Here is a 13,605-nt window from a genome sequence, read left to right as displayed (position 1 = left end):
AGGAGCAAAGCTGGCGGGCACCACAGTAGGGTGCTGACCGGCCGGTCATCAAGGGGGTGCTCCGGCCAATGTCTCCGTCCCTCTCGCACTTTATGCCGCCATGGCCGAGGAAAACGTGCTGCGCGCCGCGCGCGGGGTTGCTCCGGCCGACGATCGGCAATGAAACCGAGCGGTGAATCGCCGGTCATCGTCCGGAAAGGCGGCGCCGGAACGGTGAGCCGCCGCGCGAATGCGCGCTCCTCAGCGCCGCGCGCCACGGCCTCCGCGGGGCGCAAGAGTGCTGCGCTTCGGAGCAAGCCGCCAGCGGTCGCGACAAATTCCGCCATAGAACATTTCAGCGAAGGCGCATTCCCGTGTGTGTGTATTCGCGATGCTGAAAGCGGTTCAGCGCCTGACCTCCGGAGGTGTCCGGAGACGGGGCAGCGCCGTGGAGACGCCGCTCATCGCCACGGGTCGAAGGCGTCCTGGAGCGCAGGGCCCGAGAGCTCGGCGAGGAACGGGTCGAGCGCGCAGAGCGCGTCGAGCCAGGCGACGTCGGCGGGAGCGGCCGAGGGCTCCTGGGCGAGGCCCGCGAGCCGGCGGGCGCGGGCCGCGTGGGCGCGGGTGCGCGCCTCCGCGTAGGGGACCATGTCGCCGGCGGACATCATGAACGCCCAGTCGCTCGACTGGAGGAGGAGGAGCTCGCGGATCGCCTGGTCCAGCGCGCGGCCGGGCAGGCCGCCCGCGCCGCGGCAGCGCGAGAGCGCCCGCTGCACCGCGCGCTCGGCGTGATGGGCGTGCCGCCACAGGCGCGCCGCGCTCGGGCCGGTCCAGAACGCGCCGAAGCCGCCTTCGCCCCACGTGGACGCAGCGGGCGCGACGACCTCCGTGGGCGGGTGGCGCTCGAGGTACGCGCCGAGCGCGATGGGGACGGCGCGATCCGAGGCGGCGAGGCCGCGCAGGGCGTGCTCGAGGAACTCGGGCCCCTCGAGCCAGAAGTGGCCGAAGAGCTCGGCGTCGTACGGGGCCACCAGGACGGGCGGGGCCGGCGCGCCGCAGATCGACGCGAGCGCGGCCTCGCGGCGGACCACGAACGCCGCGGCGTGGGCGCGCGCCTGGGCGGACGCGCGGGCCGGGTCGTAAGGCGCCTTGTCGGGGCCGGGCCCGGTCACGCGGTGGAGCTTGAGGCCGGTCATGAGCCGGGCGCCGCCGGGGCCGATCTCCCCGTCGAGCTCGCGCTCGGGCAGGTCGAGCCCGACGTCGCGGTAGAACTCGCGGTAGACCGGGTGGCCCGGGTAGCCGGCGTCGCGCGACCAGACCTCGCGCGCGCTGTCGCGATCGCGCCCGAAGCACGCGACGCCGGAAGGCGAGCGCACGGGGACGGACGCGCCGGCGGACGGCGCTGGCGCGGCGAGCGCGAGGGCGTGGGCGTCGAGCACGGTGAAGCGGACGCCGGCCGCGGCGAGATCGGCGTCGATGCCGGGCGCGTAAGCGCACTCGGGCAGCCAGAAGCCGCGCGGCTCGGGCGCGCCCGTGAGGGCCGCGAAGGCGCGGCGGCCGAGCCGGATCTGCGCCCGGATCGACGCCGGCGTGGGGAGCAGGCCGGGCAGGTACGCGTGCGTCGCGGCGGTGGTGAGGAGCTCGACGCGGCCCGCCGCGGCGTGGCGCAGGAGGGCGCCGGGGACGTCGCCGCCCAGCGCCGCCCAGGCGCTCGCCGCGCCGGCGAGCCGCGCGCGGTAGAACGCGGCGGCCGCCGCGAAGCCGCTCCCGGCGAAGCGGGCCTCGACCCGGGCGGCGAGCGCGGTGAGGCGGCGGAGGTGATCCTCGAACCGGCGGAGGAGCAGCTCGTCGCGCAGCATCGCGAGGAGCGGCGGCGAGACGGAGAGGGTCAGCGGGGCGACGACGCGATCGGCGGCGAGGCGATCGAGGACGCCGAGCAGCGGGAGGTAGCACTCCCAGAGCGCCTCGAAGAGCCAGCGCTCCTCCAGCGAGCGCGCGTGCTCGGGGTGGCGCACGTACGGCAGGTGGGCGTGGAGGACGAGGGCGACGTAGCCCGGCATGAGCGCTGACCGGCGGGAGAGGCCGGCGGGCGCGATCTCGCACGGGCGCGCCGGCGCGGGAAGCGCGGGGCCGACCGCCGGCGCGGCTGGGCGGAGCCCACGATTTCCGTCGCAGGAATTCCCAATCGAGATCGCCCCGGGGCGTCGGAATTCCGGCGTCGGTTCGTGCGCCTCAGCCTTTCTTGAGCTCCATCCCGAGGTCCTCCCCCAGGCGCGCGGCCTCGCGCTCGTCTCCGGGCCACGGGAGGCGCCGCTCGGCCCTTCGCAGCCGGGAGCCGTCGGGCTCGGCGAGGAACGCCCGCAGCCAGAGCGCGCCGCCGTCCCGCACCGCGTAGGCGGCCACCGGCGTCCGGCAGCTGCCTTCCACGGCCGCCATCACGGCCCGCTCCGCCGTGACGCAGACGGTGGTCTCGCGGTCCGAGAGCGCCGAGAGGACGCCGCGCACGCCGGCGTCGTCGGCGCGGCACTCGATGCCGAGCGCCCCCTGGCCGATCGCCGGCAGCGACACCTCGGGCGACAGGACCTCGGTCGCGCGATCGGCGAGGCCGAGCCGCTTCAGGCCGGCGAGCGCCAGCACCACGGCGTCGAACGTCCCGTCGAACACCTTGCGGAGGCGCGTGTCGACGTTGCCGCGGACCGGCTCGATCGCGAGATCCGGGCGCGCCTCGCGCAGCGCGACCGCCCGGCGGAGGCTCGAGGTGCCGACCCGGGCGCCCGCCGGCAGCTCCGCGAGCGGGGCGCCGCTCCGGGTGACGATCACGTCGCGAGGATCCTCCCGCGCGGGGATGCAGGCGAGGCACAGCGCCGGGGCGATCTCGGCGGGGACGTCCTTGATCGAGTGGACCGCGAAATCGGCGCGCCGGTCGAGCAGCGCCTCCTCGAGCTCCTTGATGAACAGCCCCTTGCCGCCGATGTCCTGGAGCGAGCGATCCTGTGTCTTGTCGCCCGAGGTCACCACCTCGAGCTCGCGGAGGGAGAGATCGGGCACCGCCGCCTCGAGGGAACGAGCGAAGGCGCGGGACTGGGCGAGGGCGAGCGCCGAGCGGCGCGTGGCGAGGGTGAGCTCCATGGGGTCACGCTCCCTTTAACCCAGCTGCGCGCACGGCCGCGGCCGGATTCGCGACGGCCATGACGCCGGCCTCGGCGGGCTGGGGGCGCGCGCTGGGCTGCCGGGCGTAGCGGCCGTCGTCGTCCGCGACCTGAGGGCGCGGGTCGGCCTGCCGCGGCGAGGCGCCGCGCGCGCCGGAGGGGGGCGGCGCTGCCCCGCGGGCGGACCGCGGCGTGGGAGGGCCCTCCGCGGCGCCGCGCAGCTCCCCCTCGGCGAGCACCGCGGCGGCGCCGTCCGCCGGCGCGCCGTCGATGTCGAAGAGCTCGCGGAGCGAGTCGACGTGCTCGGCGACGCGGGGATCGGCGGCCATGGCGCGGAGGCGGGTGGTGGGCACGTGGAGCAGCTTGTTCGTGGCGGCGTCGACCATCAGCGCGAGCGCCTGGCGCTCGGCCGGGCCGAGGTGCCGGAGCTTGCCGGCGAGGCTGCGCTCGACCTCGGCCGCGAGGATGGAGCGCGTGCGGGCCCTGAGCCCCACGATCGTGGGCGTGAGGGCGCGCTCGAGCGTCCACGTCTCGAAGGCGTGCGCCTCGTCCGCGACGATCGCCTCGGCCCGCGCCGCCTCGGCGGCGCGCCCCTCGACCGACTGCGCCACGATCTGCGAGAGATCGTCGACGTCGTAGAGGTAGACGCTGTCGAGCTTGTTGACGGCAGGGTCGATGTCGCGCGGGACCGCGATGTCGATGAGGAACAGGCTCCGGCCCTTCCTGGCCTTGCGGGCCCGGCGGACGAGGTCGAGCGTGACCACGTAGCTCGGGCTCGAGGTCGACGAGATCACGATGTCGGCGTCGATGACGGCGCGCTCGAGCTCGGCCCAGGGGCGGGGCTCGCCGCCGACCTCGCGCGCGAGCGCGGCCGCGCGATCCAGGCTCCGGTTGACCACGACGAGGCGGGCGCCGGCGCGGACGAGGAGCTTCGAGGCGGCCTCGGCCATCTCGCCGGCGCCGATGAGCAGCGCCGTGTGGCCCGCGAGATCCGCGAAGATCTGGCGGGCGAGATCGATGGCGACGCTGGAGACCGAGACCTGGCCCGCGCCGATCGCCGTCTCGGTGCGCACGCGCTTGCCGACCTTGATCGCGCGGTGGGCGGCGCGGCCGAGCCGCGCGCCGAGGGCCTTCGCCCCGCGGGCGATCTCGATGGCCTCCTTCATCTGCCCGAGGATCTGCGGCTCGCCGACGACCATCGAGTCGAGCGACGCGGCGACGCGGAAGAGGTGGAGGACGGCATCGCCGCCGACGCGGCCGGCGAGGTGGCCGCGGACGCCGTCGCCGCCGAGGCCGACGAGGACCCCGACGGCGGCGCGCAGCGCCTCGTTGTCGGCCGCGAGCTCCTCGTCGGACGGCGGCGCGGCGCCGCCGGGGCGGGACAGCCCGGGCGCCTGCTGCCGCGGCGAGGCGTAGACCTCGACGCGGTTGCAGGTGGAGAGCACGAGCGCCTCCCCGATGGCGGGGTGCGCGGTGAGGCGGCCGAGCACCTCGGGGAGCCGGTCGCGGCCGATCGCGAGCCGCTCGCGCACCTCGATGGGCGCGGTCTTGTGGGAGAGCCCGACGAAGATCACGGGCGCTAGCCTCCGAGCCCCGCGGCGGGGCGGATGAGGTAGATCACGAGCACCGCCGCGGCGCAGGCGAGCCCCGCGATGGTGCCGTACGCGGCGCGGCGGCCGCGCCAGCCGGCGGCCGCGCGCAGGAGCAGCACGAGCGCGATGAGGAGCCAGGTGGCGTAGCCGAAGATGACGCGCATCACCTCCTCGGTGCTGCCCATCTCGAGCTGGTGCGCCCAGTACGTCCCCGTGACGATGCCGAGCGTCAGCAAGGGGAAGCCGGCGATCAGGAACCGGTGGACTGCGCGATCGAGGGTGTCGAGCGGCGGGAGGCTGCCCATGCGCTCGACGTGCCGCTTCCGCTTGAGGCGCTTCTCCTGGACGAGGTAGAGCGCGGCGGCGGCGCCGGCGAGGAGGAAGAGGGCGATCCCGAGCAGGTTCGCCATGACGTGGGCCGCGATGAACAGCGGGCTGAGCTTCGGCTCGGGGTGCGGCTTGCCGAGGAAGAAGGTGCCGAGCAGGAAGGCGAGCCCGAGCGGCCCGATGAGGAGCCCGAGCGCGTCGATGCGGAAGCGACGGCGGGCGACGAGGTACACGGCGATCGCGAGGAGGGACGCGACCGAGAGCATGAAGTGGACCGACTGGACCGGGCAGACGCGCGCGACGAAGCTGGCGAGCGTGACGTAGGTCGCGTGCCCGAGGGCGCCCAGGCCGAGCAGCAGGGGCGCGTGCCGCGAGGCGCGCGCGGCGGCGGTGGAGCTCGGCCGGGCGGCGGGGTCGTGGGCGTGCGCCCCGCCGCCGAGCAGGCCCGTGAGCTCCCCCGTGGAGGGGAGCCGCGCGCGGCTGCGGGCGACGTCGAGGAAGAAGAGCGCGCTGGCCGCGCCGTAGAACAGGAGCGCGAGCGCGAAGCTGATCCCGGAGATGACCTCGGGCATGGCCCCCGTTATAGCCTGCCTTACCGGGGATGGCCCGCCGGGCTCGGAGGCGGGCGCGTACCCTCGTCGGAGCCGGCCCGACAGCACGGCGCTGCCGTTCGAGGGTGGGCGGGAGCCCCCGGGGCGCCCGCCGCGCCGGGGGCGCCGTCGCGCCCGACGGGGCGCCGGAGATCGAGGCGCCGCCGCGCCCGGGCCGGGGACCGCCGCGCCGCGGTGCGACGGCGCTACATCTTGCTCGTCAGGAACGCGGCGAGGAGCTCTTCGTCGCTGGTCAGGCTGCTGTTCGTGGCGGTCGACGCGGGCGCGGCCTTGCGGTGCTCGGCGAACGTGCCCACCGGCGCGCCGATGAACCCCGGGATCACGTCGTAAGCGTTGTCGCCGATGATCATCGACCCCTCGAGGATCTCCGCCCCGAGCTCCCGCAGGAACGCGCGCGTCTTGACCCGGCCGAGGACCTCGTGGATGTCCGCCGAGCCCGTCACCTCGCGGAGCACGCGGATCGCCTCGATGATCTTGTAGCGGCGGCCCTCGGTCTTGATCAGAAGCTCGTCGTTGTTCAGATCGACGCGGTCGCTCGCGATCCAGTCGTCGAGCGCGGCCTGCGGAAAGAACACGCGGTTCTTCATCGCGGGCAGTCTACTCAAAAACAGGCCCGAGCGGTGGGGCCGCGATGCCGGCGGCCCGGGGTCGGCCAGCGGCCGGGCCCCGCGTCAGGCCGGAGGGGGCACCCGGGGCGGAGGCGCCGAGTCCCGCGACAGGCCGCGGAGGCGCGCCGGCAGGTGCCAGAGCGACTCGAAGATCCCGAGCAGCACGTAGAAGCCGAGCAGCCACACGAGCACGAACGCAGGCTGCAGCTGCGTCGAGATCACCGCGCTCGAGCCGACGGCGAACGCGACGAAGAGCACCGTGCGGACGTTGAGCCGGAGATCCTTGAAAGAGCGGAACCGGATCGTCGAGACCATCAGCAGCGACAGGATCGTCGTGGTCACGAGGATCGCCGGCGCGTAGCGCTCGCCGCCGATGTCGCCGGCGGCCGCGTGGTTGGCCACCACGATCGAGACCAGGATCCCCGCGGCGCCCGGGATCGGCAGGCCGACGATGTACTTCGAGGGCTTCGTGGGCTTGCCCGCCTCGCCCATGGAGAGGACGTTGAAGCGCGCCAGCCGGACCGCGCCGCACGCCGTGAAGACGAACGACACGAGCAGCCCCGCGAGATCGAAGCGGTGCAGCGTCCACTGGTACACGAGCATCGACGGCGCCACGCCGAAGGAGACGATATCGGCCAGCGAGTCGATCTGCAGGCCGAAGGCGCTCTGGGTCTTCGTCATCCGCGCGACGCGCCCGTCGAGCGTGTCGAAGAACATCGCGAAGACGATGAGCAGCGCGGCGCGGTAGAAATCATCCTCCGACTGCGCGGTCGCCGAGCGCCGGATCGAGTCGAAGCCGCAGAATATCGATGAGAGCGTGATCAGGTTCGGAAGCAGGAACAGCGTCTTCCTGAGCTCCAACCGCCGTCGCTTCCGGATCATGCCGCCTCCCTTTCAGGCAGGCCAGGCTATCGCCGCACAGACCACGAACGCAAGCGCCGAAGCGCAGACGCGGACCGCTAGAAGGTTACCGCGAGCCGGGATCCAGGAGCGTTTCATCGCACCCTCTGCTGCGTTTCATCCGTCCTTTTTCGGCCGTCGCTCAGCGCTCGGCGCGCGCGCTCAGCGCTCGGCGCGCGCGCTCAGCGCTCGGCGCGCGCGCTCAGCGCTCGGCGCGCGCCGTGGCCGGCTCGCTCCATACCGCCTCCGGGACCTTCGCGCCCGGATCGAAGCGGCAGGTCATGCGGCGGAGCTCGATCGCCGTGCCGGTCGCGCCGGACGAGCCCGCCGCGGCCCGGAACAGCCACGACTGCGCGAGATCGCCGGGGAGGATCGCGGAAAGAGGAGCCCGCCCGATCGCCCGGGCATCCCAGCCGGCGACGCACGGCGCGGACGGCGTGCCGTGGAGCACCGTGGAGGCGGTCAGGAGCACCATCACCTCGGGCGCGCCCGACGGGCCAGCGGCGTCGATGACGACGACGGGGTGGCGCGTGCCAGGGAACAGGGCCTCGCTGCCCAGAAAGAGCGGCGCTTCATGGCGCGCGGTCGCGGCGCGATCGGCGGCAGAGCACGGGCGCGGCGCGTCGCCGAGATCGAACGGCGTCGGCAGCGGCCGCGCAGGGCCGAGCGTTCCGTCCTTGCGAAAGGGCTGGAACAGGGCCCAGGCGATCGCATGCCGTGGATCGGCGACCAGGGTCGTCACGCCGATCGACGTGCCCGCGTAGGTCCAGTCGGTGTGCACGATCCGATCGCGGCCCGCGGGAGGCGCGACGGTCACGGCGTCGATCGCCCACGCGGCGCCCGGGCCAGGCGGGGTGGGCGCGCCGGCGGTGGGCGCCGGGGCCGGGCGGTGCGCGAGCAGCATCGCGGTCACCGGGCCGTTCGACGCCTGCCGGACCATCCCCACGCCGACGGGCTGGCCGTCCGCGACGACGGCGTCGGCGCGCACGTCGAGCGTGCCGTGGAGGCCCGACGCGGGCCAGGACGGGAAATCGAAGCGCTGGAGCTTGCCGGGCGGCTCGTAGAAGAACGTGAGCGCCGAGTGCGCGCTGGCGGAGTGCGGGCGGAGGAAGATCCCGCGCAGCGAGACCGACAGGAGCGCGGGGTCGTAGAAATCCTCGGGGGGCGGCGCGGGCGCGCGGCGCTGGCCGGGCTGAGGGCGCGCGCCCCGAGGCGTCGTTCGCGCGGCGTCCGGAGCGGGCTTCACGTCGCCGAGCTCGACCGGGCCGGCGTCGGGGATGACGCCGCGCCCCGAGGTGCCGTCCAGCCAGTTCTCCCACGCGACCTCGACGTTGCGCAGCGGCGCGCCCGGCTTCGCCGCGCCGCCGGGGAGCCGCACGCGCGCCGCGGCGTAGCCCTCCATCTGCGCGGTGAGGTTGGTCGCCACCCGCGCTCCCCCGAGCCCCGCCGGCACCGCGGGCAGGAGCGATCGCGTGACGACGCGCGCCTCGCCGGCGCCGGACTCGGGGAGCGTCGCGGAGACGACGTCGATGGCGCCGCTCGGGGCGCGCGTGAGCAACGACCAGACCGACCGGCCGCGCAGGAGCTCGTCGGCGTCGGGCAGGCCGAAGCCGCTCGAGTCGACGTGGTCGACGCGCGTCCACTTCGAGGACGGCAGCGTCTCGCAGACGATGGGCGTGCGCACGGCGGGCTGGGCGCGCGGCGCAGGCTCCGGCGCGCGCGGCGGCGCGCCCTCGGCCTGGCCGCCCCAGCCGACGCGGGTCGCCGCGTCGCCGAAGAGGCAGCCGCTCGCGCCGCACGCGACCGCGACCGGCGCCTGGGCGAGCTCGCGCGAGAGCGCCGGCATCTCCGGGAGCTCCGCCCAGGTCACGCCGCCGTCGAGCGACTCCCAGAGCGCCGCGACGTCCTCGCCGTCGGCGCGCGCGCGCGACGCCCGCGCCGAGAGCGCGACCACGCGCCGCCCGAAGCCGGCGAGCGCCGCGCTCTCCGCCGGCGCGACCGCCGCCGTGAGCACCCGGCCGTCCTCGTCGGCGGTGAGGTACGTGAGCGCGCCGCGATCCGAGAGCAGCAGGCCCACGGCGCCGTCGTCCGCGGGGCGGAGCGCGCTCTCCTCGACGATCTCGAGCCCCTCGGGCGACGCGCCCTCGCCCGGGCCGCCCTCGGCGTCCTCGTCCTCGTCCTCGTCCCCCCCCGGCGCCGCCTGCGCCCCGGCGGTCGCGTCGAGCGGCCGCGGCGCGAAGGTCTCGCCGCCGTCGTGCGAGACGAACAGCGCGAGGCGCTCGTCCTTGCCGCGGTAGCCGAGGAAATAGGCGGAGCGGCCGTCCGCCGAGAACGCGGGCAGCGCGGCGGGGGCGCTGAGCGTGGGGGCCGCCGCGAGGGTCACCGCGTCGCGGGCGTCGCGGGCGCCGTCGCGGGTGAGGAGCAGCGGCGCGGTCGGCTTGCACCCGTCCGCGCCGTCGCTCGGCCGGCAGACGCCGGTGAGGAGCGCCGCGCCCTCGGGCGCCACCGCGACGCCGACCTGGTCGATGTCGGCCGTCTCCAGCGTGGCGGCCGGCGACCACGCGTCGCCGCCGTCGTCGCTGCGGAGCACCCGCGCCACGATGCGGTCGCCGTCCGGCTCGGCGCACACCGCGACGACCCGCCGGCCGCTCGCGCCGAGCCTGATGCTCCCGCACTCGCCCGTGCCCGGCAGCGGCGCTTCCTTGAGCGGCCCGTCGATGGGGCCGCTCGCGAGGCGCCACGGCGCGCCGGCGTCGTCCGGGCGCACCGCCTCGACGTACCGCTCGCCGGCGATCGCCGCCCGCCCGAGCCACACCGCGGCGGCGGAGGGCGCGCGCGGGGCCGCGATGGCGAGCTCGACGTCGGCGCGCGGGAGCGTCGCCGCGCCGCGCGAGAACGCGGGCGCGCGCCGCGGATCCCAGGTCGCCGACGCGAGGAGGCCCTCGGCGAGGAGCTCGCCGCCGAGCGCGCCGACCCGCGAGAGGCCCATGGCCGGGAGCGGCGCCCGCGCCCAGGTGGCGCCGCCGTCCTCGCTCGCGAACAGCGCCTCGGGCAGCGCGAGCGCGAGCGCGCGGCCGCCCTCGGTCATCGCGACGCCGAAGGCGCGCGGCGGGGACCCGGCCTGCGCCGCGGCGCCGTCGAGCGGCACCGGCTTCCACCCGAGATCCTCGCGCCAGCGGAGCACGCCGCCGGCCCGGGTCACCCCGAGCAGCGAGCCGCCGGCGCCCGCGAGCTGCACGAGCGGCTCCGGCGGCGACAGCGTCCGCGTGAACGGGCCGAGCGGCGAGGTGGCCTCGTAGATCGCGCCGCTCGCGCCGACGAACACCCACGAGGCCGGCGAGCGCCGCACGATCGCGGTGAGCTCCTCGGGCGCGGGCGCGGCGCTCGTCCTGCCCTGCCCCGCGCACCGGGCGGGCGGCGCGGCGGCGCCCGGCGGCGCGGCGGCGTCCGGCCGCGCCGCCGCGGCCGCCCGGGGCTCGGGCGTCACCGTCCAGCGCTGGCCGCCCTGGGCCACGACGACGCAGCCGCCGCCGGTGGACGGCGCCCACGCGACCGCGGCCTCGGGCGGCGCCGGGTGGTAGCTCCAGCGCGCCGGCGAGGCGTAGGCGGCGCCCGCGATGTCGGCCGGCGGGAGCACGGCCGCGGCGGGGCGCGACGGCTGCGCCGGGGCGCTGGAGCAGCCCGCGAGCGCGCACGCCGACGCCAGGGCGAGCGGCGCGCGGCGCCGCGGCGGCGGCGCGGTCATTCGACCCAGCGGGCCACGAACAGGTTTGTCTCGCCGGGCTTCGCGCCGTACCGGTTCGAGGCGAAGACGACGTGCTCGCCGGTCGGCGAGAACATCGGGAAGCTGTCGAAGCCCTCGTAGAACGTGACGCGCTCGACGGGCGGCACGCCGTCGGGCCCCGGGGGCCCCTCGGAGTCGACCAGGTAGAGATCGAAGTTCGGCATGCCCCGGGCGCCCTGCGGGGTGCTGAAATCCGAGGCGAAGACGAGCCGCCGCGAGTCCGGCAGGAAGTAGGGCGCGAAGTTGGCGCGGCCGTTCCTCGTCACCGCGCGCGGGTTCTGCCCGTCGACGCCCGCGACGAAGATCTCGAGGGCGCTCGGGCGGACGAGCCCCTTGGCGAGCAGCGCGCGGTAGTCGTCGAGCGCCGCGCCGGTCGGGCGGCTCGCGCGCCAGACGAGCTTGGTCGAGTCGGGCGAGAAGAAGGCGCCGCCGTCGTAGCCGGGCGTGCTCGTGATGCGCCGGACGTCGGAGCCGTCGAGCTTCGCGGTGTAGAGCTCGATGTCCCCGTCGCGCGTGCTCGTGAACACGAGGCGCGAGCCGTCGAACGCGACGGTGGCCTCGGCGTCGTAGCCTTTCCCCTGGATGAGGGGGCGGAGATCCGAGCCGTCGGCGTTCGCGGTGTAGATGTCGAACTCGTCGAGCGGCCACACGTAGCCCTGCGAGTGATCCGGCTTCGGCGGGCACGCCTCGCCGGCGGCGTGGGTGGAGGCGAAGAGGACGCGCGGCTGCGCCGGGGCCGGGGGCGCGGGAAAGAGGAAGTAGCCGCAGGTCGTCTTGCCCTGGCCGTTCGAGACCCGGCGGACCTCGCCGCTCTCCAAGTCCATCACGTATTGCTGGTCGCACGCGCTGCCGTCGCGGGTCGACTGGAAGATGAGCTTCCTGCCGTCGGGCGACCAGTAGGCCTCTGCGTTCTCGCCGGCGAAGGTGAGCTGCCGGAGGTCGGCGAGGTGCTTCTCGCGCGGATCGGCGGCGACGCTCTTGCCGGCGCGGATGCGGAAGGGGAGCCACTCGGGCTTCGCCGTGGTCGTCGCCTCGGGGATCTGGCCGAGGGGCTCCTTCGGCCGGGGTTCCGGCGAGGCGCAGGCGGCGAGGAGCAGACAGGCGAGCAGGGCGGGCAGCCGTCGGTTCATGGCGGCGCGACTCTAGTACGAAAGCGGGGAGCCGTCGCGGGGAGGCCCGCGGCCGGATGCGGTACACTTCCGGCATGGCAACTGCTTCGCCGCTCGGTCGCGCCACCGCCGAAGATCTCGCGCGGCTGCCTCTTGACGTGCGCGCCGAGATCATCGGCGGCGCGATCGTCGAGAAGGCGAACCCGAGCGCAGAGCACAGCGACGCGCAGGGCGAGGTGATCGCCCGCCTGCGCGGCCCCTTCCATCGCCGCCCGGGCGGCGGTCATCCCGGAGGGTGGTGGATCCTCCCCGAGGTCGAGATCGAGCTCGATCCGCATGAGGTCTACCGCCCCGACATCGCCGGCTGGCGCCGCGAGCGCACCCCCGAGCGCCCGAGCGGTCGGCCCGTGAAGAGCAGGCCCGACTGGGTCTGCGAGGTGCTCTCCGCCTCGAACGCCAGCAACGATCTCGTCAAGAAGCTACGCGTTTATCACCGATTCCAGATCACTCATTACTGGATCGTCGACCCGCAGAACGAGACCCTCACCGTGCTGCGCTGGACGGCAGACGGCTACCTCGCTGCGCTCACCGCCGGCCCCGGCGACCGCGCGCGCGCCGAGCCGTTCGAGGCCGTGGAGCTGCCGGTCGGCGCCCTGTTCGGGGCCGACGAGGAGCCCGCGGCGGGGACCTGACCCCGCTACTGCCGGAAGATCGTCACCGTCGTCGGAGTCGTATGGCCGCCGCCGGAGCAGTTCCGGAAGCTGCCGTCCGACGCCGGGCGGCCGCAGTGATCGTCGCACTCGCCGAGGACCTCGACGACGCAGCCGTCCGCGTCCGCGCCCGTCCCGCCGCACACGCGGCGGATGAGCGTCGATCCGGGCGACCTGCACGCGAACCGGAGCTGCTCCGGCGCGAAGAGATCGCCGAAATAAGCCCCCTCCCGGTGAGGGAAGGATTCCCGCTCCGCGGTCTCCAGCTCAAGGGCCTTGTTCTGGCCGCGCATCGAGATAGGGACGCTCTCCCCGAGGTGGTTGACCCTGGCCAGCATGCAGGCGGACACCCACCCTTGGCATCGCGCGTTGCAGTGCCCGTGCGCCCTGCCCCACTCGGGTGAAAGACCGACATCCCCCTCGAAGACGTGAGCCTCGCCGTCCAGGGAGACCTCCACCGACTGCCCCGCCGGGAGCGCGCAGCCCACAGCATACTTCAGGAACTCGCGGGCCAGCGGATCCCGGAGCGCGTTCAGGACATCGCTGCTGCCGGCGATCGCGTCGGTGGTCAGCGGATTGCCCGTGAGCGCCGCCGTCGCGAACCTGTCGGTCGTGAGCGCGCTGGCCTTGAGCGCGTTCTTCGTGAACGCGTTCCGCGTGAACACCTCTTGCGCCGCCGTCTCGCTGTCCTCCTCGGAGGGCTCGGCCTCACCCACGCAGGCCGGCAAACAGACGCTCATCAGGCCCAGGAACGAGATCGCGAATACAGTACGATTTCGCATAGCCCCCTCATTAGCAACTGAAACATGCATCAGGAGTTTCCTCAACGCATTTCG

10 protein-coding genes are annotated in these 13,605 nt (G+C 75.1%); 1 reads left to right on the top strand and 9 read right to left on the bottom strand.

Going from position 1 to position 13,605, the window contains the following annotated elements:
- Positions 1–440 precede the first annotated feature (440 nt).
- The 8 genes from WMF20_RS09825 to WMF20_RS09790 form a co-directional block, all read right to left on the bottom strand.
- A complete protein-coding gene (locus WMF20_RS09825) occupies positions 441–2,039 on the bottom strand; it encodes a glycoside hydrolase family 57 protein (protein WP_437612680.1) in 1,599 nt (532 codons plus the stop codon).
- A gap of 172 nt (positions 2,040–2,211) precedes the next feature.
- A complete protein-coding gene (gene hemC / locus WMF20_RS09820) occupies positions 2,212–3,108 on the bottom strand; it encodes a hydroxymethylbilane synthase (protein WP_437612678.1) in 897 nt (298 codons plus the stop codon).
- A gap of 4 nt (positions 3,109–3,112) precedes the next feature.
- Positions 3,113–4,702 (bottom strand): glutamyl-tRNA reductase, encoded by a 1,590-nt coding sequence (gene hemA / locus WMF20_RS09815; protein ID WP_437612676.1) that lies wholly within the window; start codon positions 4,700–4,702, stop codon positions 3,113–3,115.
- Positions 4,703–4,707: 5 nt separating this feature from the next.
- Positions 4,708–5,619 carry a cytochrome c biogenesis protein CcsA gene (gene ccsA / locus WMF20_RS09810; protein WP_437612674.1) on the bottom strand — a complete coding sequence of 304 codons (912 nt, stop codon included), beginning with the start codon at positions 5,617–5,619 and terminating at the stop codon, positions 4,708–4,710.
- 224 nt (positions 5,620–5,843) lie between these two features.
- Complete coding sequence (locus WMF20_RS09805) at positions 5,844–6,245, bottom strand: hypothetical protein (protein WP_129574094.1); 402 nt, start codon at positions 6,243–6,245, stop codon at positions 5,844–5,846.
- A gap of 84 nt (positions 6,246–6,329) precedes the next feature.
- Positions 6,330–7,148: a CDP-diacylglycerol--serine O-phosphatidyltransferase gene (gene pssA, locus WMF20_RS09800; RefSeq protein ID WP_129574093.1), complete on the bottom strand. Its 819-nt coding sequence runs from the start codon at positions 7,146–7,148 to the stop codon at positions 6,330–6,332.
- A gap of 220 nt (positions 7,149–7,368) precedes the next feature.
- Complete coding sequence (locus WMF20_RS09795) at positions 7,369–10,911, bottom strand: hypothetical protein (protein ID WP_437612671.1); 3,543 nt, start codon at positions 10,909–10,911, stop codon at positions 7,369–7,371.
- On the bottom strand, positions 10,908–12,080 hold the full coding sequence (locus tag WMF20_RS09790; protein ID WP_437612669.1) for a hypothetical protein: 1,173 nt from the start codon (positions 12,078–12,080) through the stop codon (positions 10,908–10,910). Before WMF20_RS09790 ends, WMF20_RS09795 begins: the two co-directional genes overlap by 4 nt.
- Positions 12,081–12,154: 74 nt before the next feature.
- Here WMF20_RS09790 and WMF20_RS09785 point away from each other — a divergent pair, with 74 nt between their 5' ends.
- Positions 12,155–12,751 carry a Uma2 family endonuclease gene (locus WMF20_RS09785; RefSeq protein ID WP_437612667.1) on the top strand — a complete coding sequence of 199 codons (597 nt, stop codon included), beginning with the start codon at positions 12,155–12,157 and terminating at the stop codon, positions 12,749–12,751.
- A gap of 5 nt (positions 12,752–12,756) precedes the next feature.
- Here WMF20_RS09785 and WMF20_RS09780 read toward each other — a convergent pair whose 3' ends face one another.
- Positions 12,757–13,551, bottom strand: coding sequence for a hypothetical protein (locus tag WMF20_RS09780; RefSeq protein WP_437612665.1), 795 nt, complete (start codon positions 13,549–13,551; stop codon positions 12,757–12,759).
- Positions 13,552–13,605: the final 54 nt, after the last annotated feature.

The organism is Sorangium sp. So ce834 (assembly GCF_051521425.1).
Taxonomy (GTDB): Bacteria; Myxococcota_A; Polyangia; order Polyangiales; family Polyangiaceae; genus Sorangium; species Sorangium cellulosum_D.
This window is presented reverse-complemented; position numbering and strand designations above follow the sequence as displayed.

Coding starts and splice junctions, on each gene's coding strand:
- WMF20_RS09825 (WP_437612680.1), bottom strand. CDS start 2,039: ATGCCGGGCTACGTCGCCCTCGTCCTCCACGCCCACCTGCCGTACGTG.
- WMF20_RS09790 (WP_437612669.1), bottom strand. CDS start 12,080: ATGAACCGACGGCTGCCCGCCCTGCTCGCCTGTCTGCTCCTCGCCGCC.
- ccsA (WP_437612674.1), bottom strand. CDS start 5,619: ATGCCCGAGGTCATCTCCGGGATCAGCTTCGCGCTCGCGCTCCTGTTC.
- WMF20_RS09795 (WP_437612671.1), bottom strand. CDS start 10,911: ATGACCGCGCCGCCGCCGCGGCGCCGCGCGCCGCTCGCCCTGGCGTCG.
- WMF20_RS09780 (WP_437612665.1), bottom strand. CDS start 13,551: ATGCGAAATCGTACTGTATTCGCGATCTCGTTCCTGGGCCTGATGAGC.
- WMF20_RS09785 (WP_437612667.1), top strand. CDS start 12,155: ATGGCAACTGCTTCGCCGCTCGGTCGCGCCACCGCCGAAGATCTCGCG.
- hemC (WP_437612678.1), bottom strand. CDS start 3,108: ATGGAGCTCACCCTCGCCACGCGCCGCTCGGCGCTCGCCCTCGCCCAG.
- pssA (WP_129574093.1), bottom strand. CDS start 7,148: ATGATCCGGAAGCGACGGCGGTTGGAGCTCAGGAAGACGCTGTTCCTG.
- WMF20_RS09805 (WP_129574094.1), bottom strand. CDS start 6,245: ATGAAGAACCGCGTGTTCTTTCCGCAGGCCGCGCTCGACGACTGGATC.